The sequence below is a fragment of the Parabacteroides caecihominis genome (genome assembly GCF_023656785.1).
Lineage (GTDB): Bacteria > Bacteroidota > Bacteroidia > Bacteroidales > Tannerellaceae > Parabacteroides > Parabacteroides segnis.
Genome location: NZ_JAMOKS010000022.1, coordinates 29,366 through 53,287, shown reverse-complemented (window position 1 = coordinate 53,287; position 23,922 = coordinate 29,366). Strand labels below are relative to the sequence as shown.

The 23,922-nt window shown below is 49.2% G+C and carries 15 protein-coding genes; 12 read left to right on the top strand and 3 right to left on the bottom strand.

Annotated features, from left to right (window positions below; genetic code table 11):
* Positions 1-82: 82 nt before the first annotated feature.
* The 10 genes from NBH14_RS18160 (at position 83) to NBH14_RS18115 (ending at position 14,991) form a co-directional block, all read left to right on the top strand.
* On the top strand, positions 83-1,861 hold the full coding sequence (locus NBH14_RS18160) for a glycoside hydrolase family 20 protein (protein WP_186960445.1): 1,779 nt from the start codon (positions 83-85) through the stop codon (positions 1,859-1,861).
* A gap of 8 nt (positions 1,862-1,869) precedes the next feature.
* Positions 1,870-3,975, top strand: a complete 2,106-nt coding sequence (locus NBH14_RS18155; RefSeq protein ID WP_186960446.1) for a hypothetical protein — start codon at positions 1,870-1,872, stop codon at positions 3,973-3,975.
* 35 nt (positions 3,976-4,010) lie between these two features.
* Positions 4,011-5,939 (top strand): glycoside hydrolase family 97 protein, encoded by a 1,929-nt coding sequence (locus tag NBH14_RS18150; RefSeq protein ID WP_186960447.1) that lies wholly within the window; start codon positions 4,011-4,013, stop codon positions 5,937-5,939.
* Positions 5,940-5,993: 54 nt separating this feature from the next.
* The gene (locus tag NBH14_RS18145; RefSeq protein WP_250817700.1) at positions 5,994-6,344 is read left to right on the top strand and encodes a lipocalin-like domain-containing protein; all 351 of its coding nucleotides are present in this window, start codon (positions 5,994-5,996) and stop codon (positions 6,342-6,344) included.
* A 29-nt stretch (positions 6,345-6,373) separates the two neighbouring features.
* Positions 6,374-9,268, top strand: a complete 2,895-nt coding sequence (locus NBH14_RS18140) for a glycoside hydrolase family 38 C-terminal domain-containing protein (protein WP_250817699.1) — start codon at positions 6,374-6,376, stop codon at positions 9,266-9,268.
* Positions 9,269-9,486: 218 nt separating this feature from the next.
* On the top strand, positions 9,487-11,376 hold the full coding sequence (locus NBH14_RS18135) for a right-handed parallel beta-helix repeat-containing protein (protein WP_250817698.1): 1,890 nt from the start codon (positions 9,487-9,489) through the stop codon (positions 11,374-11,376).
* Between the two features lie 18 nt (positions 11,377-11,394).
* Positions 11,395-12,651: a uroporphyrinogen decarboxylase family protein gene (locus tag NBH14_RS18130; protein ID WP_446500456.1), complete on the top strand. Its 1,257-nt coding sequence runs from the start codon at positions 11,395-11,397 to the stop codon at positions 12,649-12,651.
* 18 nt (positions 12,652-12,669) lie between these two features.
* A complete protein-coding gene (locus NBH14_RS18125) occupies positions 12,670-13,305 on the top strand; it encodes a cobalamin B12-binding domain-containing protein (protein ID WP_046145284.1) in 636 nt (211 codons plus the stop codon).
* Between the two features lie 4 nt (positions 13,306-13,309).
* Positions 13,310-13,987 carry a vitamin B12 dependent-methionine synthase activation domain-containing protein gene (locus NBH14_RS18120; protein ID WP_250817696.1) on the top strand — a complete coding sequence of 226 codons (678 nt, stop codon included), beginning with the start codon at positions 13,310-13,312 and terminating at the stop codon, positions 13,985-13,987.
* Positions 13,987-14,991 carry a uroporphyrinogen decarboxylase family protein gene (locus tag NBH14_RS18115; protein WP_186960464.1) on the top strand — a complete coding sequence of 335 codons (1,005 nt, stop codon included), beginning with the start codon at positions 13,987-13,989 and terminating at the stop codon, positions 14,989-14,991. The genes NBH14_RS18120 and NBH14_RS18115 overlap by 1 nt, the downstream gene beginning before the upstream one ends.
* Before the next feature lie 64 nt (positions 14,992-15,055).
* On the opposite strand, the gene NBH14_RS18110 is transcribed toward NBH14_RS18115, so the two are convergent.
* From NBH14_RS18110 to NBH14_RS18100, 3 genes are all read right to left on the bottom strand, one after another.
* Complete coding sequence (locus NBH14_RS18110; RefSeq protein WP_186960465.1) at positions 15,056-17,245, bottom strand: glutamine synthetase III family protein; 2,190 nt, start codon at positions 17,243-17,245, stop codon at positions 15,056-15,058.
* Positions 17,246-17,528: 283 nt separating this feature from the next.
* Positions 17,529-18,698, bottom strand: a complete 1,170-nt coding sequence (locus tag NBH14_RS18105; RefSeq protein WP_186960466.1) for a DUF4934 domain-containing protein — start codon at positions 18,696-18,698, stop codon at positions 17,529-17,531.
* A gap of 107 nt (positions 18,699-18,805) precedes the next feature.
* Positions 18,806-21,010 carry a sodium-translocating pyrophosphatase gene (locus NBH14_RS18100; RefSeq protein ID WP_186960467.1) on the bottom strand — a complete coding sequence of 735 codons (2,205 nt, stop codon included), beginning with the start codon at positions 21,008-21,010 and terminating at the stop codon, positions 18,806-18,808.
* 237 nt (positions 21,011-21,247) lie between these two features.
* Here NBH14_RS18100 and NBH14_RS18095 point away from each other — a divergent pair, with 237 nt between their 5' ends.
* Both NBH14_RS18095 and NBH14_RS18090 read left to right on the top strand, forming a co-directional pair.
* Positions 21,248-22,087, top strand: a complete 840-nt coding sequence (locus NBH14_RS18095) for a patatin-like phospholipase family protein (protein WP_128134837.1) — start codon at positions 21,248-21,250, stop codon at positions 22,085-22,087.
* Positions 22,088-22,146: 59 nt separating this feature from the next.
* Positions 22,147-23,841 carry an alpha-amylase family glycosyl hydrolase gene (locus tag NBH14_RS18090; protein WP_186960468.1) on the top strand — a complete coding sequence of 565 codons (1,695 nt, stop codon included), beginning with the start codon at positions 22,147-22,149 and terminating at the stop codon, positions 23,839-23,841.
* Positions 23,842-23,922 lie beyond the last annotated feature (81 nt).

The following is a 23,922-nucleotide window of genomic DNA, read 5'->3' as shown; positions in this document are numbered from 1 at the left end:
GTATACCGATTTAGCAATAATATGCTATTTTTTGATAAAGGCAATGATGTTAATTTTGCATCAGACATTAATTGGGGATATCATGAAAAATTATTTAATAGTCGGAGGAGTGGCGGTAATGTCGCTACTCCTTTCGTGTCAAAAGGGGCCGCTGATATTGGCCGATCAGGGACAGAGTGAGTATGTGATTGTTGTTTCGCCAAAGGCAACCGAGAGTGAGCAACATGCCGCCCATGAGTTTAGCCGGCTGTTGGCATTGAGCAGCGGTGTTATCCTCCCGGTGGTTTTGGATACGGAAGCCGGAAGAAGACATGAAATCCTTATTGGTGCTTCGCAACGTACGGACATAGATACGGTGCCGCTTGGAGAGGACGGTTTTACGATTCGGACGGAGGGATCGCGATTGGCGATTGTCGGTGGCAAGGACAAAGGTACACTTTATGGGGTTTATTCGTTTTTCGATCAATATCTCGGCTATCGTTGCCTGTCGTCGAAGGTGTTGGATTATCCGAAACTGAAACAAGTGGAGGTCGGAAAAATAGATGATACGCAAGTGCCTGTTAATCAATTTCGGGATACGCATTACCGTGATGCGTTTGATCCATTCTATTCGGATTGGCATAAAATAGATCACTGTACGTTGGACGGGGTGACAGATGGCGAATGGGGATATATGGTCCATACGTTTGAACTGCTGGTGCCGCCTTCGCTGTATTTTAAAACTCATCCGGAATATTACGCATTGATTGACGGGAAACGGAATACTTCGCAGTTGTGTCTTTCCAATCCGGATGTGTTTGATGTCCTGGTAAAGAATCTGGAAGAAGCGATGGGCCAGTTCCCGAATGCCTCTTACTGGTCGGTCAGTCAAAATGACAATTATGGGTATTGCCAGTGCGAGAAGTGTGCGGCGATGGATGAACAGGAAGGGAGCCATAGCGGTTCGATCCTGGCTTTTGTCAATCGGGTAGCCGAACGTTTTCCTGACAAGATGATCTCGACATTGGCTTATCAATATAGCCGCAAGCCGCCTCGCACGATTGTGCCGCGTGAAAATGTACAGATCATGCTTTGTGATATTGAGTCGGAACGCCAGAAGCCGATCGCAACGAATCCGGATGACGATTTCGGGGAAGACCTTCGTGCATGGGGCAAATTGACCCGGAATATCATGATTTGGGATTATGTGGTGCAATTCCGGAATCTGGTCAGCCCGTTTCCAAACTTACGCGTCTTGCAGCCCAATATCCAGTTTTTTGTAGAGAACGGTACCAATGCGCATTTCCAACAGGGCAATCGTGAAATAGGTGGTGAGTTTTACGAATTGCGCCAGTATTTGATCTCCCGCTTGCTTTGGAATCCGGATTGTGACGTGGAGGCGGAGATGGATGATTTCCTGAAGCATTACTACCGGGAGGCAGCTCCTTATATACGCCAGTATATAGATATCATACATGATGAATCGGAGGCTTCCGGCGAAAAGCTGGGGATTTTTATGAACCCGGAAGATTATAGCGAGAAAGGTTTTCTGCGTGATGAGTTGATGGAGCGTTATGAAGCTCTTTTTCAACAGGCAATGGAGGCTGTTAGCGGACAACCCGACATCTTGTTGCGGGTGAAAGTTGCCCATATGCCATTGACTTATGCCTTGTTCAATATAGCCAAGAAGCGGGGAACGTCCGAAGGCCGTTGTTTTGAGCAGGTAAATGGCAAGTGGCAGGTGCGTCCGGAGATGATCACTCGCCTGGATGAGTTCGTAGAGCTTTGCCGGAAGACTGGCGTGACCCGCCTTTCCGAATGGCATACGACTCCGGATGAATATGATGTGCAGATGCATGAGTTTTTTCAGACCATTCATTAAAAACAGATATGAAAACAAATAGCAAAACGTTACAGGTATTATTATGGATTGTCTGTAGTCTTTTTATGACCGGCTGCAGGAATATGAAGGTAAAATATGAAGGTTTTTCATCCTCACCCTCTGCTTCTATGCGATTGGTAGAAAGTGATTTGAGAAAGTACATGGCAGAGGTTCCCGGTGCCGCGAATCGGGATTACCTGTTCTGTCTGGATCAGACCATCACGGATGGCTCCTTCGGTTTTCAATTGAAAGACAATCAGGTCAGGATGTTCGGTGGTGACGAGATCGGTGTGACACATGCTTTTTATACCTTGCTGGAAGAGTTGGGCTATACGTTCGATGTGACAGGGGTATCTGTACCGGCTGTGAAGAAAGACCTATCGTTGTTGACTGATAAAAGCATTACTCCTAAAGTACGTTGGCGAGGTATCCGCCAGCATGTGAATTTCCCGATGGATATATCTTCTTACTCCATTGACGATGCGAAAGAATATATCAATTCCTTGTTGCGTATGCGTTTCAATAAAATCGCATTCCATAGCTATCCCGGACAATGGTATGAAACACAGGTGGGTGATAGTCTGGCATTAGCCGGAAACTTCTTTTATGGCGATACTCATTTTATGTATGACAGCGAATTCCTGAAGAAGCATATCTCCACGAACGACAGTGTCTTTTGTATTCCGGAAGCGGAACCGATATTTACTGATCCCGGCAAGCGTAGCCGGTTTGCCGTTGCTTGGATGCAGGAATTGGTCAATTATGCGGCTGATCTGGGATTTTATGTTCAAATGTCTTTCGAACCACGTTTGGCAAGTGTAGATCAGGCTGTGCAGACTGCCGAAGATATCCGGAAAACCTATCCCCGTATAAACGCACTTGAAATGATTACGGAAGAAACCGGTGGTTGGGGACCACGATGTACGGCAGAGGAGGTAAAGAACACCTTGAAAACTTATTTTCCCAATGAAATCGCGAATGACTCGATCGTTTGTGCCCCGATACAGCCCCAGCAAACCGACTTGAATGCGTTATACACACAGGTGGGCATTATTACCCAGGCAATTGGACAGTTGCAGGCGAAAGAGGCTTTCGGACCGGAATTGAAATTGGGTATTTATTCCACGATCACACGATACACAAACGGTGCTTACCGCCTGGCTCGTCTGACATTGCCGGAAACGCAAATCTGCCTGATGGCTTCGCACGGAAGTGGTGGCACGGCAACAGTTGTTGCCGACCTTATCCGGACAGCGGACGATATGCGTCACACCGAAATTTATTCGTGGATCGAGTTTGACGGACTCATGTATCTCTATCAGAACTCGATTGATGGGAATGCACGCCTGATGGAGCATATCGGGAAGCTGTTGCCTGAGGAACAACAAGGTTCTATCTTATACAATCATTGGCGGACAGCAGAAAACCGGACTTCAGCCCGTTATGCCATGACTTCTACTTTGGAAGGGGAAACGATTCCGGATGTCTTTTACGAACAGTATGCCGGAAGGTTGGCTATCAAGGATGTGGAGAAATATAAGAAGATACTGACATTACTCCAGCAAGCCAATGATCACTCCCGGACGTATCTGGGTAATATTGGCTTCTGTTGGATGGGAGCCTGGCGGTCGGGAGGTTCTTTCCCTTGGATGAATAAGGAGCATGTACAAACAGCTCGCACGTATTATTTTGAAGCGGGACAGTTATTGGCTGAACTGATCGCACAGGTAGATAAAACGAGCCCGGCTTATGATTACCTCGCTTTTATGGGGAACCGTGTTCTTTGTTCGGTGATTTATATGGATGCGTTCTTGGAGGCAGCCGAGATCCGGACCATTCGTAAAGAGGCTGATGGCAGTGTCTCTGAATCGGAGAAACTGCGTGCACAGGAGATATGCAACCGGGCTTTGTTGTTATTCGACCAATATATGGAAACACATGCGCAGATGATGCCCGACCGGGGGTGCGAAGGGACTTTGGTCAGTATCTGGAATGCACCGATCCGTGGCTTAAAAGTGTATCGTTCTCAATTGGGAGGAGTGGCTCCGGAGGAACTGCCTCATAGCGATACGCCTGTCGATGCTCCGCCGTTGCCTATTTTTTATAATGACTGATTTATAGCATGTATCATGATTAAGTTTTGTACAAGATGAAACGCATTGTTAATAGTTTGATTTTTAGTTTACTGACTTTATTATTGGTTGGTTGTACCGGAGAGAGTAAGTATGTGCTGCAATCTCCCGATGGCAGTCTGTCCGTAAAGGTCGGGCAGTCGGATAAAGGTGATCTTATCTACCGTTTTTACGCAGGGGATGCCATGGTGATCGATTCATCCCGTTTGGGGTACCGTCTGAAAGATGGAAATGAGTTTCCGGCAGACGGTTGGACTGTCACAAAGGAGGAAAAGACAAGTAGGGATGGTGAATGGCATCCCGTTTGGGGAAAACGCTCTGTAGTTCCGGATAAATATAACCAGCTCACGCTTCTGTTGGAAAATAAGGACAGTCAATCCGGTATTAATAAACTGACAGTCGAATTTCGCCTTTACGACGATGGGCTGGCTTTTCGTTATCTGATCCCGGAAGGGGTGGATGAAGCTGCCGAGTGTGAATTGACACAATATAATTATGTAGCAGATCCTACGGCTTGGTTTTATAATGGTGAAAATGCAAACTATGGACCAGTCAAGTTGAGCGAAGTGGATGCGGTTCGTCCGTCAAATGTGACTTTGCAGGTGGCAGGCGATTTGTTCCTGAATGTGCATGAGGCTTGCTTAACGGAGGGCGATCCGTTGCGGCTGGCTTCGCACAAAGGGGAGCATACGCTTTCTGTCGCCTCTTCTCCGGGTGTGTTCGGACAGTTGAAGGGTGGTTTTACTTCTGCTTGGCGGGTGGTCATGGCGGGTAAGACTCCTGGTGCGCTGGTGGATAGCCATTTGTTGGAATTGCTGAACCCTGATCCTGATCCGGAGATGGATTTCTCATGGGTGAAACCGAGTGTCGCTGTTTGGGATTGGCGTATCGACGGGGCAGAATGGGACGGCTTTACCTATTCGATGTCCTATCCTTCGTGGATAAAAATGGTTGATTTTGCAGCAGAGCAGGGATTCAAATATTTGGTGCTGGATGCCAATTGGTACGGTCCCGAGTTTGAATCGGATTCCCATCCGGTGGAAGGAGATAAGGCGAAAGATGTGCAAAACCTGATCGCTTACGGTAAAGAGAAAGGGGTTGGCATCTGGCTATACCTGAATGACGTGGGCGGACGGAAATATCCGATCGAACAAACATTGAAACAGTATGGCGACTGGGGGGCTGCCGGGGTGAAATACGGTTTCATGCGTGGCAGCCAGGAAGAGAAGAACTTGTGGACACAAAAGATTACCCGGCTTTGTGCAGAGAATCATCTGTTGGTCGACTATCACGATGGCCCGGTACATCCTTACGGGCAGATGCGTACCTGGCCGAATGCCGTGACACGCGAATTTTGCCATGCTCAGTTGGATGCCCATCGGGTATTTACTCCGACTACTTTCTGTACGACGGTATTCGTCAATATGGTGGCTGGCCCTATAGATATGAATAATGGTATGTTTGATCTTCGCCAGGGTAATACAACCCGTGTCGACGAAAACCAACTGGTACCTTCTACTTTGGTTTCAGAGGCGGCCCGTACGTTAATCGTGTTTTCCGGAGCAACCATCTTACCGGACATTCCGGAGTATTATAAAAAATATCCGGCATTGCTCGACTTCCTCTCTGCACAGAAAATGCCCTGGAAAGAAAGCCGTACGCTGGCAGGAGAGATCGGAGCGTATATCGTGATGATGCGGGAGACGGATGATGCGATTCTGGTAGCAGCAGCCACAAATGAGTCGGGACGGATAATTGACTTGCCTCTTTCTTTCCTTCTTGAAGATTCTTACGATGTTCAGATTATGGAAGACGGTGACGATGCCCACTATTTGACGAACCGCGAGACACTGAAGATCTCTCAGAAGAAGGTCACGAAATCGGATACTTTGAAATTGAAACTGGCTCCAGGTGGTGGTGCTTGTCTTCTGTTTAGGAAAAAGTAATATGTATGAAACATTTCAAATTGCTTTAAAGTTGAATTATTTAAATACGATGTTATGATGATGAATATATCAAAAGGTGTGTTTACTCTTTTTACTGTAGTCGGTTTGGCTGCTTGCAGCAATGTGCAGATTGAAGGTTCCTGGATCGAGCCTGTCCCCGGTATGCCTGAGATGGTACAAGGTGTTACGTTAGAGAATGGGGGAAGGGCTACTTCCATCAATATGGCCACCCTGCAATATGAGTCTTGGGTGAAAAATGGAGACAAGCTGGTGTTGTCGGGTAAAAGTATAGGTAACTACCAGACTATATCTTTTTCGGACACATTGCAGATAGAAGAGCTTACGACTGAGAATTTGGTGTTGAAAAGAGGTGATTTAGTTATAAAATATCAGAGACAAAACTAGAGTTAGGGGAAGAACCTAAATTGAATACAATGAAAAAGAAAATAGCTTATTGTTTGTTTGCATCTGTATTATCTTCTGTGATTTATGCAGATGTTGTTCCATCTTCAGTCGATTATGTGGTGCGTCCTCTCTATGGTTACAGGGCGGACGGAACTCCCGGGCGTATTGTAACGGTTAAATTGAAAGGAAAGGAACTGAAAGGAGAGCTTTCCGTAGATGTGATAGCCAAAGGAAAAACAGAAAAGAACCATTTTGCATTGAATGCGAAAGATTCGACGGAGGTCGAAATTCTGTTACCTTCCACAGTACCTACAGGGAAGAAGTCGGAAGTCACCTTGGTTCTTCGTGGGGCGGATAAGGTGTATAAGCAAAAAGTCAGTGTTATGCCTATGCGTCATTGGAATGTTTATTTGTACAACCATGCTCACGTAGATATAGGATATACCAATACGCATAAGAACGTAGAACAGCTTCACAAGAATAATATCATTGAAGGGATAAAACTTGCAGAAGAGACGAAGAGCCATCCGGAGGGTGCCCGCTATGTGTGGAACCCTGAAATTGGATGGCCGCTCGAACGCTTATGGCAATCCAATCCGGAGATGCGGGATGGGGTCATAGATGCAATCAAGAAGGGACAAGTGTGTGTGGATGCCAGTTATCTGAACCTGAATACTAGCATTTGTACAGATGAAGAGATGTTCCACATTTTTAAATTTACACGGGAAATGCAACGGTTAAGCGGACAACCCGCAGACGTTTTCCAACAGTTCGATATTCCGGGCATATCGTGGGGACTTGTTCCGGTAATGGCACAGGAGGGAGTTCGGTATATCATTTCCTGGCCTAATTCCGACCGGGCGGGAAATGCCCATGCCAATATGGATGGTAAGCCTTTTTGGTGGTTGGGGCCGGATGGAAAGTCGAAAGTCTTGTTTTTCCAACCTGGCAGTTATGCCAATAGCGGGAGTATGGGAAAAGGCGGAGAGACGGGACGTCCGTGGTTCGGCCAGCGTGATCCGGAAAAGGTTCCGAAAGTAATACGTACCGGATATGCGAATGTAGACTTTACCAAGCAGTTAGAGTCTATGGAGAAAGATAATTACCCCTACGATTTTGCCTTGTTCTCCTGGTCCTTGTGGGACAACAATCCCTTGGATGCCGATATCCCTTTTGCGGTGAAGGAGTGGAATGAAAAATATGCCTACCCGAAGATTCGTATTTGTGGTGGCCACGAAATCATGTCGATGATAGAGGATAAATATGGAGACCAGTTGCCGGTCGTATCCGGCGACTATACGGAATACTGGACGGACGGCTTAGGTACGGCAGCCGGCCTGACCGCCAAAAACCGAAATGCCAAAGAGCGGTTGACGCAGGCGGAAACAATCTGGTCCATGCTGGCAGATGGCGGGAAAGCTCCACGTGAAGATTTCGATGAGGCATGGCGTTATATCCTTTTAGGTTCGGAACATACCTGGTGCTTTGAGAACCCAACCGAACCTTATTTCCAGGATGCCATCTGGAAAGTGAAGCAGTCTTACTTCCATGAAGCCGAAGATCGCTCGATCGATATGCTGGATGAATCGCTGGCTCCTGCCACAGATAAGTCGAATGGGGCACTGGGTCCTAAGGAAGGTCCGGCAAACGGAGGTATCGCCGTCTTTAATACGCATTCATGGCCGCAGAGCGGTGTGATCCGGTTGACGGCAAAGGAGAGTTTGAAAGGGGATAAAGTGGTCGATCAGCATGGTAAAGAGGTACTTTCCCAACGCCTTTCTACCGGTGAGCTGTTGTTCTATGTCCCGGAAGTACCAGCATTGAGTTCCCGTCATTTTCGGGTAGTGGAAGGCAAATGTTCTTTGTCGGGCAGTTGCAAAATAGAGGGAACGACACTGGAAAACGATTGTCTGACGGTGCATGTGGACCAGGCAACCGGTAATATTGTTTCTTTATTGAAGAAAGGTGCTGAATATAACTATATCGGCGAGGGAGCCAATACATTCTCCTGGTTGCCGGCGAATGTGGATGCTCCTCAGGCGGATACGGTATTATCTGTTTCTGTAGTGGAAGAAGGTCCTTTGGCTGTAGAACTGCGCGTGGTATCGAAAGCAACCGGTTGCCGGAGTGTCTCCCGTTCTGTCCGTTTGTTGGCAGGCCAGCCATGGGTGGAAATCTCCAATGTCGTGGATAAATTGCCTTTGGTGGAGAAAGACGGCATTCATTTTGGCTTTGCCTTCAATCTGCCGAACTCAAAGACCCGTGTCGATATTCCCTGGGGAGTGATGGAAGTGGAAAAGGACCAGTGGCCGCAGGGTAACCGTAACTGGCTTGCGATGCAGCGGTGGCTGGACGTATCGAATGCGACTCATGGCGTCACCTGGTGCTCGTTGGATGCTCCTCTCTTTGAGTATGGCAACCGTACGGCAAACATCGCACTCGGTTGGGGAGACAAGGGAAATTGGTTGGAGAAGCTCGAACCGAGTTCAACCGTTTATTCATGGGTGATGAATAACCACTGGCATACGAACTTCCCGTTGACCCAAGATGGTCCTGTCCAATTCCGTTACCGTTTGTATCCGCATGAAGCTTACGATGTGGTGGAAGCGAACCGTTTCGGAATGGAACAATCGCAACCGCTGGTATACGTTACGGCAGATAAAGATCCGCAGGTTCAGCCATTGATAGCTGTCGACAACCGGAAAGTGTACTCGACGATTATCAAATCACTGGAAAGCGACCGTGCTTTGATCGTCCGCCTTCGTTCCTTGTCCGACAAAGAGGAATGCGTAAAACTGTCTTTTCCTAAAAAGGTCCCGGTGCGTATTTCTGTCTGTGACCGGGAAGAGATAGCCGGAGAGAGAACCGACGGCAATCTGGTGATGGCTCCGTATGGACAAATAACATTGAGATTGGAATACTAAGAAGCGTTATTTGGGATAGTATAGTAGTGCTAGCAGGGGTAGCACAGTAGTGTTACTCTATTCAGGACAGTAGTGTGGGGAGACCTAACACTACTGTCCTGTTTTATGCAGGAATAATCCACAAAATAAGCAATGTTTTGCTATTTTTTATCGGCATGGTACCCTCTATATTTGCATCATACTTACAGTACGATATACAATAAATCAATAGAGATGCCATGAGAAGAAAACAACTGTTTTTTACACTACTCTTGTTGTGTTGCGCAGCAGTGCAGGCAAAAGAATACCATGTTTCTATCAAGGGGAACGATGCAAACGAAGGAACCGAAAAAGCCCCTTTCCGGACTATCGGGAAAGCAGCGGAATATGCTTTTCCGGGTGATATAATTACCGTACATGCGGGAACGTACCGGGAATGGGTAAATCCACCCCGCGGAGGTGAGAGCGATGATAAACGAATTGTCTATCGGGCGGCCCCCGGTGAAAAGGTCGAGATAAAAGGCTCGGAAAGGATCACTAACTGGACAAAGGAGAAAAACGGCGTCTGGAAGGTAACGATACCGAATACTTTCTTCGGGGATTATAATCCTTATATCGACCTGATCTACGGTGACTGGTTTGAAGGTATGGGGCGTGAACATCATACCGGAGAGGTATTCCTGAATAACAAATCCCTGTATGAAAAGGAAACACTGGATAAGGTACTGACCCCTGTCCCTAATGAAAAAAGTAAGGACAAGGAAGGTTCCACCTACACCTGGTATTGTGAAAACGATGGTGTCAATACCACCATCTGGGCCAATTTCCATACATACGACCCGAATAAAGAACTGGTAGAAATAAGTACCCGCCCCACCTGCTTTTATCCGGAGAAACAAGGGGTCGACTACTTGACTATCCAAGGCTTTTATATCAGCCAGGCTGCAACCCAGTGGGGAGCGCCGACTGCCGAACAGATCGGTATGATAGCGACCCATTGGAATAAAGGATGGATTATCGAAAACAATATCATCAGCAACTCCAAATGTTCGGGTATCACTCTGGGAAAAGAACGTAAGACCGGACATAACGTCTGGCTGAACGATACAAGCCTCGACGGTTCCCTGCATTATATCGAAGTCACTTTCAATACAATCCGGAACGGATGGAATAAGGAGAATATCGGTTCGCATATCGTTCGCAATAATGAAATATCCCATTGCGAGCAGACCGGTATATGCGGAAGTATGGGAGCCGCTTTCAGCCTGATCGAAAACAACCATATCCACGATATCTGGGTGAAACGCCAGTTTACCGGCGCCGAGATCGGAGGTATCAAATTCCATGCCGCTGTGGATACACGGATTATCCATAACCGTATCCATAACGCCGGCCGTGCCCTTTGGCTGGACTGGATGACGCAGGGAACCCGCGTATCGGGCAACTTGTTCTATGATAATGACATGGAGGACCTGTTCCTGGAGGTAAACCACGGCCCGTTCCTGGTAGACAATAATATCTTTGCATCCCGCCGGAGCATCCTGGAACAATCCCAGGGAGGCGCCTATGTGCATAACCTGATTGCCGGAGACATTTACCGCTATGTGGAACACGGACGGTATACCCCTTATTTCCTTCCTCATTCGACAGAGGTTGCCGGCTTATCCATCATCCCGGGAGGGGACGACCGTTATATCAACAACCTCTTTGCCACGGTCCTTCCCGCAAACGAGAAAGACAGCAAACGGAAATACGGCCTGGCAGATTATAATAAGACCGTCTATCCGATGATGGTGGATGGAAATGTCTACTACAACGGCGCTTTGCCTTTCGAAGGAGAAAAGAATAAAGTCGTTCTCCCTGACTTTAAACCGGATGTGAAAGTTGAAGAAACCGCCGATGGCGTCTACCTCTCTCTTTCGGTACAAGGCCTGGACGGCTTGCAGACTTCTCGCGTAACGACCGGAAGACTCGGGAAAGCGAAACTACCCCGGCAGGCTTACGAACAACCGGACGGCAGCCCGATCGATATTGCCACCGACTATCTGGGTAATGCCCGTGGCAATCAACCCAAGCCGGGCCCTCTTGAATCTATCAAGGACGGAACGATCAGAATCAAAGTATGGTAATCTTAAATACACATGAATATGACATCAAAACAACGTGTTCAAAACGCATTGAACCATAGCACCCCCGACCGGATACCGGTGGACTTCGGAGCCACTTCCGTTACCGGTATCCATTGCAAGGTCGTGGAGGCGCTGAGACAACATTACGGACTGGACCCTCACCCCGTCCGTGTCATCGAACCCTTTCAGATGCTGGGTGAGATAGAGGAGGATTTGCAGGAAATAATGGGTATTGACTGTGTCCCCGTCTTCGGACGCAAGGATATGTTCGATATCGACGAAACCCAATTACACGAGCAGGTTACTCCCTGGGGGCAAAAAGTAATGATTGCCTCCGGCATCGACCTGACGACGGATAAGGAAGGCGACGTGTACATTTATGCCGGTGGCGACCGTTCCTATCCGCCCAGTGCCATCATGCCTTCGGGCTGTTATTTCATCAACGCGACGGAAAGGCAGGAATATGTGGACGACGAGGCCATTACTCCGGAGGATAACCTGGAAGAGTTCGGCCCTGTTTCCGACGAAGATTTGCAATACTATAAAAAGACTGTGGAGCAGGCCGCAGCAACCGGAAAGGCCGTTGTTGCGAGCTTCGGCGGGACGGCTTTGGGCGATATCGCTTTTGTGCCCGGCATGGGATTGAAGAACCCGAAAGGTATCCGCAACGTGGCCGAGTGGTATATGTCGACCGCCATGCGCCGCGACTATGTGCAGACGGTCTTTGAGAAACAGACCGATATAGCTATCGCAAACTACCAACGGTTGTGGGATACCGTCGGCGAGAAGGTAGACGTGGTCTTCACCTGCGGGACCGATTTCGGTACCCAGGACTCCCAGTTCTGTTCGCTGGATACCTTCAGGGAACTGTGGCTTCCCCATTACAAACGGATGAACGACTGGATTCATGAGCATACTACCTGGAAAGTGTTCAAGCATACCTGCGGGGCTATCCTGCCGATTCTTCCCGGTCTGGTGGAGGCGGGTTTCGATATCATCAACCCGGTGCAGATTAATGCGAAGGATATGGACCCTGTGGTCCTGAAAAAGGAATACGGCAACCAGGTCACTTTCTGGGGTGGCGGTATCGATACCCAGCGTATCCTGCCGAATGCAACACCCGAAGAAGTGCGCAGCCATGTTTTGCAGGAATGCGAGATACTGGGAAAAGACGGAGGATTCATTTTCAATGCCGTCCATAATATCCAGGCCAATGCGCCGGTCAGGAATGTGGTGGCAATGATTGAAACCCTGCGTGAATTACGGAATCAATAATTTAAAAGAAATAAAGTTATGGCAGATTTAGAGAGTTTGTATGAAGCTATTTTAAAAGGAAAACTCGATGTCGCCAAGGCAGTGACAACCGAGGCGATAGCAGAGAATGTAGACCCGCAACTGATTATCAATGAGTATATGTCGCGGGCCATGGAGGATATCGGAAAACGTTTTGAGGAAGGAAAAGCCTTTGTCCCTGAACTGTTGATGGCGGCCCGTGCCATGAAAGGGGCGCTCGACCTGTTGAAGCCGCTGATGAAAGGAGCTGCTTCGCATCGGTTGGGCAAGGTGGTAATCGGTACGGTGAAAGGCGATTTGCACGACATCGGAAAGAACCTGGTCGCTTCCATGCTGGAAGGTTGCGGCTTTGAAGTGATAAATCTGGGAACGGATATCTCTTCAGAGAAATTTATCACGGCGATCAAGGAAAACCAGGCGCAGATTCTTTGTCTTTCCGCCTTGCTGACCACTACGATGAATTATATGCAGGAAGTGATCGACGCTCTGGAAAAGACCGGTATCCGCCAGGAGGTGAAGGTCATGATTGGCGGTGCCCCTGTATCCGAATCGTTTGCCCGTCAGATTGGAGCCGACGGCTACAGTGATAATGCGAATGCCGCCGTGACGCTGGCAAAATCATTGTTATCCGCTTGATTGTATGTTTGATTGTAATTTGGATTTTAGCACGTTATCCCTGACGGCAAACGACCTGTTTGCCGAGATGGGATACGGCAACACGGCCCCGGAAGAACCTGTGGAGGCACTGGCCCTTTCCATGCTGAAGGAGGTTTCTTCCCGGACTGTTCCCCGTTGTACTTTCGGCCTGTTCGACGGTACGGTGGATGACGGATATGTTACCCTGGATGGCGGAGAACCCTTTCCCGTAGGGGGAACTATCGCTTCCCTGCTGAAAGGCTCCGAACGGTTCGCCCTGTTTGCCGCCACGGCCGGGATGGCTTTTCAGGAATACCAGGACAGCCTGAAAGCGGAGGGAGATATCCTGAAATGCTTCATTGCCGATATTATCGGGACCTGCATTGCCGAGAAAGCCGGCGACCGGATGGAACGCCTGCTTGAAAAAGAACTGGGAGGCGAACGGCATACGAACCGCCTGAGCCCCGGCTATTGCGGTTGGCACCTCACCGGACAGAAAACGTTGTTCCGGCTCATGGGAGGAGCCCCCTGCGGCATCAGCCTGTCTGATGTCTGCCTGATGACTCCCATCAAGTCGATCAGCGGAATAATCGGTATTGGTCCGGAGGTAGATGAGAAAAAATACGGTTGCCAGTATTGTGAACTGGAAACCTGTTATAAACGAAAAAGAAAGAAGAAATAATGGAAATACAAGAATGGTTGCAAGAGACAATCAGGCAAAAAGAACGTAGGGCTATCCCTATCATGACCCATCCGGGCATTGAACTCTGTGGAAAAACAGTGAGAGACGCAGTCACCTGTGGTATGGTGCATGCAGACGCTATCTGCCGGTTGAACGAGCAGTATCCTTCGGCCGCCCCGACCGTGATTATGGATCTGACGGTAGAGGCGGAGGCTTTCGGAGCGAAGGTGGTCTTCCCCGAAGACGAAGTGCCCAGCGTAACGGAACCGCTGGTATCCGATAAGGAGTCGATTGATAATTTACAGATACCGTCTCTGGATACCGCACGTGTCCCCGAGTATCTGAAAGCGAACCGTCTGACGGCGGAACGTGTGAAGGACAAGCCTGTCTTTGCCGGCTGTATCGGTCCGTTTTCACTGGCAGGACGTTTGTTCGGTTTGTCCGAACTGATGATTGCCCTTTATGTGGAGCCGGAGAACATCACTGTCCTGTTGGAGAAATGTACCCGTTTCCTGATCGATTACTGCCGTGCGATTAAGGAGACAGGCGTTCATGGCGTGATAATGGCGGAACCGGCTGCCGGGCTGATTTCAAATGAGGATTCGCTGCTTTATTCGACGACCTATGTCCGCCAGGTGGTGGAGGCCGTGCAGGACGAACATTTTATCGTAATCCTGCATAACTGCGGAAATGCAGGCCATTGTACGGAGGCTATGGTTCAGTCGGGAGCGGCTGCACTTCATTTCGGTAATAAGATCGATATGCAGGATGCCCTTGCCAACTGTCCGGAAGACCGTCTGGTGATGGGGAATCTGGACCCGGTCGGTCTTTTTAAACAGTCCTCGTCAGAAGAAGTATATACCGCGACTATGAATCTGTTACAGCAGACCAAAGCATGGAAGAATTTCGTTTTGTCGACAGGTTGTGATGTCCCGCCCCATATTCCGGCTGAGAATATCGAGGCATTTTATCAAGCACTTACTGATTTTAACAGGTCAATGTAAAAAAGGGGAGGTGTATCAAAATAAACTTTTGATGCACCTCCTGTTATTTTGGATTCTGTTACTTTTACCGGATGAACAGTAGTTCGCGGTATTTCGGCAACGGCCACATCTGGTTGTCCACCATCAATTCCAGTTCGTCGATATGTTCGCGTATATCATCCAGGAACGGAACGACCGTGTCGTGATAAGCGATCGCCTTGCTGCGGTAGTCGGTGATGACGTTCGCCTTCTTGCGGGCTTCGATCATCTCGTCCGTCATGCGTGTTACGGCATTTACGTGCTTGGATATTTTGCGTACCAGGCGGCGCGGTTCGGCAGACAGTTCCTCATATTCTTCCGGACTGAACGTCTCTTTCAGCTTGGTGATATTGCTCAACAGCAAAGACTGGTAATGCAATACGACCGGGATGATATGGTTCATGGACAAATCTCCCAGGACGCGGGCTTCGATTTGTACTTTTTTGATATAGATTTCCCATTTCACTTCGTTGCGGGCTTCCAGCTCCTTTTCGCTCAATACGCCTGTTTCCCTGAACATGCGGATTACTTCCGGCTTCAGGTAAGCGTCGTATTGCAATGGAACGCTGTTTTCGCAATCCAGGCCGCGGCGGGCAGCTTCCGCCTTCCATTCGTCGCAGTAACCGTTGCCGTCGAAACGGATGGGTTTGGATTCTTTGATATAAGCCTTCAATGTTTCGAAGATAGCCACTTCCTTGCTCTTGCCTGCTGCCTGGAGCGCTTCCACGTCCTTCTTGAACTGTTGTAACTGATAGGCTACGGCAGAATTGACAGCCAGCATGGCCGAACCGCAGTTGACGGACGAACCCGGAGCACGGAACTCGAAACGGTTGCCGGTGAAAGCGAACGGCGACGTGCGGTTGCGGTCCGTATTGTCCAGCAGCAGTTCGGGAATCTGCCCGAAGCCGAGGCTCAGGCGTTTCTTGTCGTCCACCTCGATGGCATCTTCAATCGAACTGTTTTCGAATTTATCCAGTACCTCGCTGATTTGTGTACCCAGGAAGGAAGAGATAATGGCGGGAGGCGCTTCGTTGGCCCCCAGACGGTGGGCGTTGGTTGCCGAAGCGATACTGGCTTTCAGCAGCCCGTTGAATTTATAGACGGCCATCAGCGTATTGACCACGAAGGTGATGAAACGCAGGTTGTCTTCGCGGTCCTTGCCCGGCGAGAACAGGTTGATGCCTGTATCGGTTCCCATCGACCAGTTGCAATGTTTACCCGAGCCGTTCACACCCATGAACGGTTTTTCGTGAAGCAGCACGCGGAAGTTGTGGCGGCGTGAAACACGTTTCATGACCGACATCAACAACTGGTTATGGTCGTTGGCCAGGTTGCATTCTTCATAGATGGGCGCCAGCTCGAACTGGTTCGGGGCCACCTCGTTATGACGGGTTTTCACCGGGATGCCCAGCTTGTAACATTCCACTTCCAGGTCTTTCATGAACTCCTGTACGCGTGAAGGGATGGCGCCGAAATAATGGTCGTCGAGCTGCTGGTTCTTGGCACTTTCGTGCCCCAGCAACGTGCGTTCCGTCAGTGAGAGGTCCGGACGGGCGGAGTAAAGCTCCTCGTCCACCAGGAAATATTCCTGTTCCCAGCCCAGGTATGTGATTACTTTGTGAACATCTTCGTTGAAATAGTTGCAAATATCTTTCGCTGCTTTGTTCAGTGCTTCGACAGAACGTATCAGCGGTGTTTTGTAGTCGAGAGCCTCGCCGGTATAGGCGATGAAGACTGTCGGGATACAGAGGGTGTCGTCTACAATAAATGCGGGGGAGGAGGGGTCCCAGGCAGAATAACCGCGGGCTTCGAACGTGTTGCGCAGTCCGCCGTTGGGGAAGCTGGACGCATCCGGTTCCTGCTGTGCGAGCAGTTTGCCGCTAAATTCTTCAATCATACCGCCGTTACCGTCGTGTTCGACAAAAGCGTCGTGTTTTTCGGCTGTCCCGTCGGTCAGGGGCTGGAACCAGTGTGTATAATGGGTAACTCCTTTTTCCAGTGCCCACATACGCATACCGGCTGCCACATGGTTGGCTATTTCGCGGTCGATAGGTGTTCCGTTATCAATGGCGTGGGTCAGGGCTTTGTACGTTTCCTTGGAGAGATACTTTTGCATAGCCTTGCGGTTAAATACGTTCTCGCCATAGTACTCGGATACTTTCTGTTTGGGAGTGACGGCTTCTACGGCCTTACGGTTGGAAGCTTTCTCCACTGCATTAAAGCGTGAGATTGACATATGGATTATTTTAATGTTTTACCGGCTGCAAAGATACAAGCAAATCTTCATTTATGCTTTCAACGGGTAGTTAAAAACAATTTCATGGAACATTTTGGTAGCGGGCGGGGATAAATTGTCTGGCGGGTTGCATGGAATAAAGTTCTTCTGTCCTATCTTTGTGAAAAGCGAAGGCAGACAAAACAAACCCCGGGAATACGAATCCCCCGGGGTTTCGTATTTAGAAATGATTGAGTTATTTAGCGACATTGTGGACCCTTCGGGTCCTATCCCCGTACCCCCTTTACTTCTTCAACTTCCCGACAAACAACACATTATTATCATTCTCATCCAGCGTTGCGGCCAGTTCTTCGAGTTTCTTTCTGTCCTGGCTGGGGCATTTGCCGGAGGCGAGATGTTTTTCTATCTGTTCGGCCAGTTGTCCCGGTTCCATATTCCGGATAAAATATCCCTGGTAGAAATTGTGGCCTGATCCGGGGATGGGGAGGTTTCCGTAGAAGTCGTTTATCAGACGGAAATGGGAGGAAGCATTCTTCTTTTTATCAATCAGGATATCTCCGCCATTTTCCGGACCGTTTTTCCCCCAGAAATAATAATTGACCATGAAGTGATTCGGGAGCCGGTAGTATAGATGTATCGGTTTCTCTTCCGGGTTCGGGAAAGTCATGGTAAATTCAGGCAATAACCGGTTGCCGACAGGATCGTAGACAAAAAGAGTGTCTATGCTGGTGTGGAAGAAATCGAAATCGTTGCCGTTTTTGTAAGAGAAAACTTCTCCGTTGAAGTCCGACACTGTCGTTTTGGCGGTTGCCGGGATCTGTTTCAGGATGTTTCCTTCCATATCCACTTGGAAGGCAAGCGGTTCCCCTTCCTGGAATGGCATGTGTACGACGGATAATGTGCCGTCTGCATTGAGCGATAATTTAGGTTTGTTGATCTGTCCCGGAAGCGGGATGTCCTTGATCCATTTGCCATTCGTGCCGTACACCATGATCTTCCGGCCATAGAAAGGTGAGAGGAAGATACGGTCGTTCTTTTCGTCGATGACTTCATCGTAAATGGATACGGCATATTCTCCGGCCCCATTGCCTACGGAGCCGATGTCGTGCAGGAATTTACCCTCTTTGTCGAAGAGTTTGAACGGTCCGCCGCTTTGTTGCCGTACCCCGATATACTGGTCGGTGACGAGTGTGAACCAGGCTTTGAACATGGCGGAGTCAGAGTTGTCGAAACGTATGATGCGGCAGTCTTCGACAAATTCGCTGAGCGGCACGTCGATAGTGTCTTTCACGAGGGCGAAGTCGCACACGGTCAGTTCGTTTCCGCCTGTTTCAACAGTGACGATACTTCCGTCGTTCGTTTTCAGTGCTTTTTGTTTCTGGGTGAAAATGTTGCAGGCGGATAAACATCCCAGTAACAAGACGGAGGAGAGGAGCAGATAAGTTGTTTTCATACAGGATCTATTTAAAGTTGTTTACTATCAACAAAAATACGAATAGCTCGTAATTACGAACTATTCGTATGAAAGTATTTGATCTCGGTTAGATTATATTAACTGTTTCAGAACAAACTCCACGCTACAGTCAACCCCGCCATCACGATAGCCACCATGCTCATCAGCTTGATCAGGATATTGAGGCTCGGACCGGAAGTGTCTTTGAACGGGTCGCCGACGGTATCGCCAACAACGGTTGCCTTATGGGCTTCGCTGCCTTTGCCGCCGTGGTTGCCTTCTTCGATGTGTTTCTTGGCGTTGTCCCAGGCGCCGCCTGCGTTGGCCATGAAGATGGCCAGTACGAAACCTGTGCTCAGTCCGCCGATCAGCAGGCCGATCACGCCGGTCACACCGAATATCAGTCCGGTCACTATCGGGGCGATGATCGCCAGCAACGAAGGAACAACCATCTCATGCTGTGCCCCTTTCGTCGAAATCTCTACGCAACGGGCGTAATCGGGTTCCGCTTTTCCTGTCAGGATACCCGGTATTTCGCGGAACTGGCGGCGTACTTCTTCTACCATATGTCCGGCGGCGCGTCCTACGGCGTTCATCGTCAGCCCGCAGAACATAAAGGCCATCATCGACCCCAGGAACATGCCCGACAGTACTTTCGGATTCATCAGCGTCACATCGTAGTAGATCATAAAGTCGGAGAAAGATGCTTTCGATACCTCCATCGTACGTCCGTCGGCAAACGACAAGACGGTTTCTCCCAGGCGCAGCAGGCCGATCTTGATCTCTTCTATATAAGACGCCAGCAACGCCAATCCCGTCAGGGCGGCAGAGCCGATGGCGAATCCTTTACCGGTGGCGGCTGTGGTGTTCCCCAGCGAGTCGAGGGCATCGGTACGTTTGCGTACTTCTTTGCCCAGACCAGACATTTCGGCATTTCCTCCGGCATTGTCGGCAATCGGGCCGTAAGCGTCGGTAGCTAATGTGATACCCAGGGTGGAAAGCATGCCAACGGCGGCGATCCCGATTCCGTAAAGTCCCATTCCCGTATTGCCGAAGTCAAATCCGGAGGCAAAAAGGAAAGAGCAGATGATACCTACTACCACAGCCAGCACGGGGATAGCCGTAGAAAGCATTCCCAGTCCTAATCCGGAAATGATAACGGTGGCCGGCCCTGTCAGTCCCGCTTCCGAAACCCGTTTGGTCGGGTTGTAGGATTGTGAGGTGTAATATTCCGTTGCCTGGCCGATCACGATGCCGACCAGCAAGCCGATCACTACCGAACAACTGATCCAGAACCAGTTGTCGAGGCCGAGCAGATAAAGTATCCCGAAGGTGGAAACTGCGATCAGCACCGAACTGAGGTTTGTCCCGATAGCCAGCGCCTTCAACAACTGCCGGATATTGGCATCCTCTTTCGTCCTGACGGCAAAAATACCCAGGATAGAGAGGACGATGCCGACAGCCGCGATCAGCATCGGTGCGACTACTGCCTTATATTGCATTTCTATATTACCGGACGAAACGAAAGCGGCAGCACCCAGGGCTGCGGTCGCCAGTATCGAACCGCAGTAAGATTCGTACAGGTCGGCACCCATACCGGCTACGTCGCCTACATTGTCACCCACGTTATCGGCGATGGTGGCCGGGTTACGCGGGTCGTCTTCCGGAATGCCGGCTTCCACTTTCCCGACAAGGTCGGCTCCCACGTCGGCGGCTTTTGTATAGATCCCACCTCCCACGCGGGCAAAGAGCGCCTGTGTAGAGGCTCCCATGCCGAAGGTCAGCATGGTCGTAGTGATAATGGTCAGTTTATGGGTCGGGTTCAGGGCTTCATTCGGAATGAAAGCGTTCAGCAGGACGTACCAGAAAGAGATGTCGAGCAGTCCGAGGCCGACCACCACCAGTCCCATGACGGCGCCGCTGCGGAAAGCGACCTGCAACCCCTTATTGAGCGATGAACGGGCGGCATTGGCTGTACGGGCGGAGGCATAAGTCGCCGTCTTCATCCCCAGGAATCCCGCCAGTCCAGAGAAGAAACCGCCGGTCAGGAAGGCGATCGGCACCCATTCGTTCTGCACGCCGAAGCCGTAAGCCATAATGGAAAACAAGATAACCAGCACAAGGAAAACCGAGGCTACTACCTTGTACTGTTGTTTCAGGTACGACATCGCACCTTCACGCACATAAGAAGCGATTTTAGCCATCGTTTCCGTTCCTTCACTCTCTTTCATCATTTGCCGGAAGAAGAACCAGGCAAATACCAGCGCCAGAACCGACGCCACGGGCACAATCCAGAAAATACTAGTTATCATAGTCGTTAGATTTAAAATAAATAATGTGCCAATATGCCAATAATCCGATGTGTCAATGAGGAAATAATAGAATCTGTAGCTATTTCCATTGGCATATTAGCACATTGGCATATTGGCACATTATTCTCTCCGTAAATGTAAGAAAAATAAAAACGTAGAGAAACTTTTTCGTAAATAATACTGTTTCATTCTAAAAAAAACAGCATATTTGTCACCGTAAAAGAGAGAAAACATACAATGACGCAAGAATCGAACCATAAGACCTATAGATTAGGATTGGCCTTAAGCGGCGGAGGCGCGAAAGGTTTTGCACACCTTGGGGTATTCAAATTACTGGAGGAGTGCGGACTGAAGCCGGATATCATCGTTGGGACGAGTGTCGGTGCGTTAATGGGTACTTTGTTTGCCGACGGTTATTCGGCGGACGAGTTGAAAGAACTCTTTACAGGCCGTGAATTTTCCGAATTTGCACAACTCCAGCTTCCCAAGTCCGGCTTGTTCGACAGCAAACGTTTCCGGTATTTCCTGAAACGCCATCTGAGAGCCAAGACATTTGAAGAACTGAAAACCCCTATGATTGTGGTAGCGACCGACCTGGATAACGGCGAAAGCCATGAGTTCGACAGCGGGCCTATCGTGGAGGCGGTGACTGCTTCGTGCAGTATACCGATCATTTTCAGTCCGGTAGTGATTAACGGGGTACATTATGTGGACGGTGGTTTGTTTCATAACTTCCCGGTTTCCATAATCCGCGACAGGTGCGAGCGGGTGATCGGGGTGAATGTCAGCCCGCTGGTCCCCCAGAAATACAAACAGACGATATTTCATATTGCAGAGCGTTCCTATCATTATATGTTCCGGGCCAATACGCTGGAAGATCGTGAGATGTGCGACGTGTTGATCGAGGCGGAAGAATTCGGCATGTATAAAACTTTTGATTTGGAGAATGTGGAACAGATTGCCCGCATCGGTTATGATGCAGCGATCCGCGCATTCGAATTGGTGATACAAGAGAATAAACATGAAACTCTGGTGAAAGCGATTATGGCGCGGAAGAACAATATGCTCCTGCCATAGCTTTGTCCGGCGCTTGCCCGGGTAACTTTTACCGATAATATTTAAAGTTGATAAAAGCGATGAAACAAATGGATAAAATGATCATTTATCAGGTATTCCCCCGTTGGTTCGGAAATCTGAAGTCTCCGTTGGTAAAGAACGGTAGTGTAAGGGAAAACGGAGTAGGAAAGTTCTCCGCCTTTTCACCGACGGCCCTGGCAAAGATCAAGGAACTGGGTACGACGCATATCTGGTACACCGGAGTGATAGAACATGCTACCCAGACCGATTATTCCGCTTATCAGATACGTAAAGATCATCCGGACGTGGTGAAAGGCAAAGCCGGTTCCCCTTATGCAATAAAAGATTACTACGATATAGACCCCGACCTGGCAGAGAAGGTGCCGAACCGTATGAAGGAGTTCGAAGCGCTGGTGAAACGTACGCACGATGCCGGGATGAAGGTGATTATTGACTTTGTGCCGAACCATGTGGCACGCGAATATTACTCGGATGCCCGCATGTCGTATGTCGAAGATCTGGGGCAGCATGATGATACGACCAAAGGGTTCGACCGTAATAATAACTTCTATTATATCCCGGGATGCCCGTTGCACCTGTCGTTTGCCGAAGCGCACGGGGATTACGATTATAGTGAGTTCCCCGCTAAAGTGACGGGAAATGACTGTTTTAGTCCGTGTCCGGGAAAGAACGACTGGTACGAAACGGTCAAGCTGAATTATGGCGTGGATTATGTGAATGGCCGGATCGGTCATTTCAACCCGGTGCCCGGCACCTGGACGAAGATGCTGGATATCCTGCTTTACTGGGCGGATAAAGGTGTTGACGGTTTCCGTTGCGATATGGCGGAGATGGTACCGGTGGAATTTTGGAACTGGGTGATTCCGAAGGTAAAAGAAAAACAGGCTGTTTGTTTCATAGCCGAGGTTTATAATCCGGCAGAATACCGTAACTATATTTTCAACGGTCATTTTGACTATTTGTATGATAAGGTTGGACTGTACGATACCGTGCGTGCGGTGATGTGCAATCAGGCTGCGGCCAACACGATCTCTTACTGCTGGCAGAGCCTGGAAGGTATCCAGTCACATATGTTGAACTTCCTGGAAAACCATGACGAACAGCGTATCGCCTCTTATTTCTTTGCCGGCGATCACCGTCCGGGTATCCCCGGTATGATTGTTTCGGCCATGATGAATACGAACCCGGTCATGATCTACAGCGGTCAGGAGTTGGGCGAGCCGGGTATGGACGAGGAAGGTTTCAGCGGACGCGACGGGCGTACGACGATCTTCGACTACTGGAGCGTGGAGAGCCTGCGTAAATGGATCAACGACTGGAAGTTCGATGGCGCCGGTTTGACGCACGAGCAGCGTGAATTGCGTGAGAAGTATGTCAGGATATTGAATGTGGCGAAATCGGAGCAGGCCATTACTCAGGGGGCTTTCTTCGACCTGATGTATGCCAATTCGCGGAATCCGTATTTCAATTCGAATAGCCAGTATGCCTTTATGCGTAAATACCGTAACGAGGTCGTACTGATTGTTGTGAATTTCGATAAAAGCGAACAGACGGTGCGGGTAAAGATTCCTTCCGACGCATTTCTTACACTGGGTTTTGACGATAACAAGGCCGCAACACAGACGGATTTGTTGACGGGAGAGACTTGCATCAGTACGCTGACGGCGGCGTGGCCGTATCAGCTTGTTTTGCCGGCTTATTCGGGTAAGGTTCTGAAGTTTACGTATAAGTAATGAGTCTTTCATTTCGTTAGAAAAAGTAACAGGGGCGGGGTTGACTCGCCCTTATTGTTGAAAGTTTTCCGAAGATAAAGG

Excerpts from the sequence above, each read along its gene's own strand:
- NBH14_RS18160 (WP_186960445.1), top strand. The coding sequence starts at position 83 with ATGAAAAATTATTTAATAGTCGGAGGAGTGGCGGTAATGTCGCTACTC.
- NBH14_RS18155 (WP_186960446.1), top strand. The coding sequence starts at position 1,870 with ATGAAAACAAATAGCAAAACGTTACAGGTATTATTATGGATTGTCTGT.
- NBH14_RS18150 (WP_186960447.1), top strand. The coding sequence starts at position 4,011 with ATGAAACGCATTGTTAATAGTTTGATTTTTAGTTTACTGACTTTATTA.
- NBH14_RS18145 (WP_250817700.1), top strand. The coding sequence starts at position 5,994 with ATGATGATGAATATATCAAAAGGTGTGTTTACTCTTTTTACTGTAGTC.
- NBH14_RS18140 (WP_250817699.1), top strand. The coding sequence starts at position 6,374 with ATGAAAAAGAAAATAGCTTATTGTTTGTTTGCATCTGTATTATCTTCT.
- NBH14_RS18135 (WP_250817698.1), top strand. The coding sequence starts at position 9,487 with ATGAGAAGAAAACAACTGTTTTTTACACTACTCTTGTTGTGTTGCGCA.
- NBH14_RS18130 (WP_446500456.1), top strand. The coding sequence starts at position 11,395 with ATGACATCAAAACAACGTGTTCAAAACGCATTGAACCATAGCACCCCC.
- NBH14_RS18125 (WP_046145284.1), top strand. The coding sequence starts at position 12,670 with ATGGCAGATTTAGAGAGTTTGTATGAAGCTATTTTAAAAGGAAAACTC.
- NBH14_RS18120 (WP_250817696.1), top strand. The coding sequence starts at position 13,310 with ATGTTTGATTGTAATTTGGATTTTAGCACGTTATCCCTGACGGCAAAC.
- NBH14_RS18115 (WP_186960464.1), top strand. The coding sequence starts at position 13,987 with ATGGAAATACAAGAATGGTTGCAAGAGACAATCAGGCAAAAAGAACGT.
- NBH14_RS18110 (WP_186960465.1), bottom strand. The coding sequence starts at position 17,245 with ATGTCAATCTCACGCTTTAATGCAGTGGAGAAAGCTTCCAACCGTAAG.
- NBH14_RS18105 (WP_186960466.1), bottom strand. The coding sequence starts at position 18,698 with ATGAAAACAACTTATCTGCTCCTCTCCTCCGTCTTGTTACTGGGATGT.
- NBH14_RS18100 (WP_186960467.1), bottom strand. The coding sequence starts at position 21,010 with ATGATAACTAGTATTTTCTGGATTGTGCCCGTGGCGTCGGTTCTGGCG.
- NBH14_RS18095 (WP_128134837.1), top strand. The coding sequence starts at position 21,248 with ATGACGCAAGAATCGAACCATAAGACCTATAGATTAGGATTGGCCTTA.
- NBH14_RS18090 (WP_186960468.1), top strand. The coding sequence starts at position 22,147 with ATGAAACAAATGGATAAAATGATCATTTATCAGGTATTCCCCCGTTGG.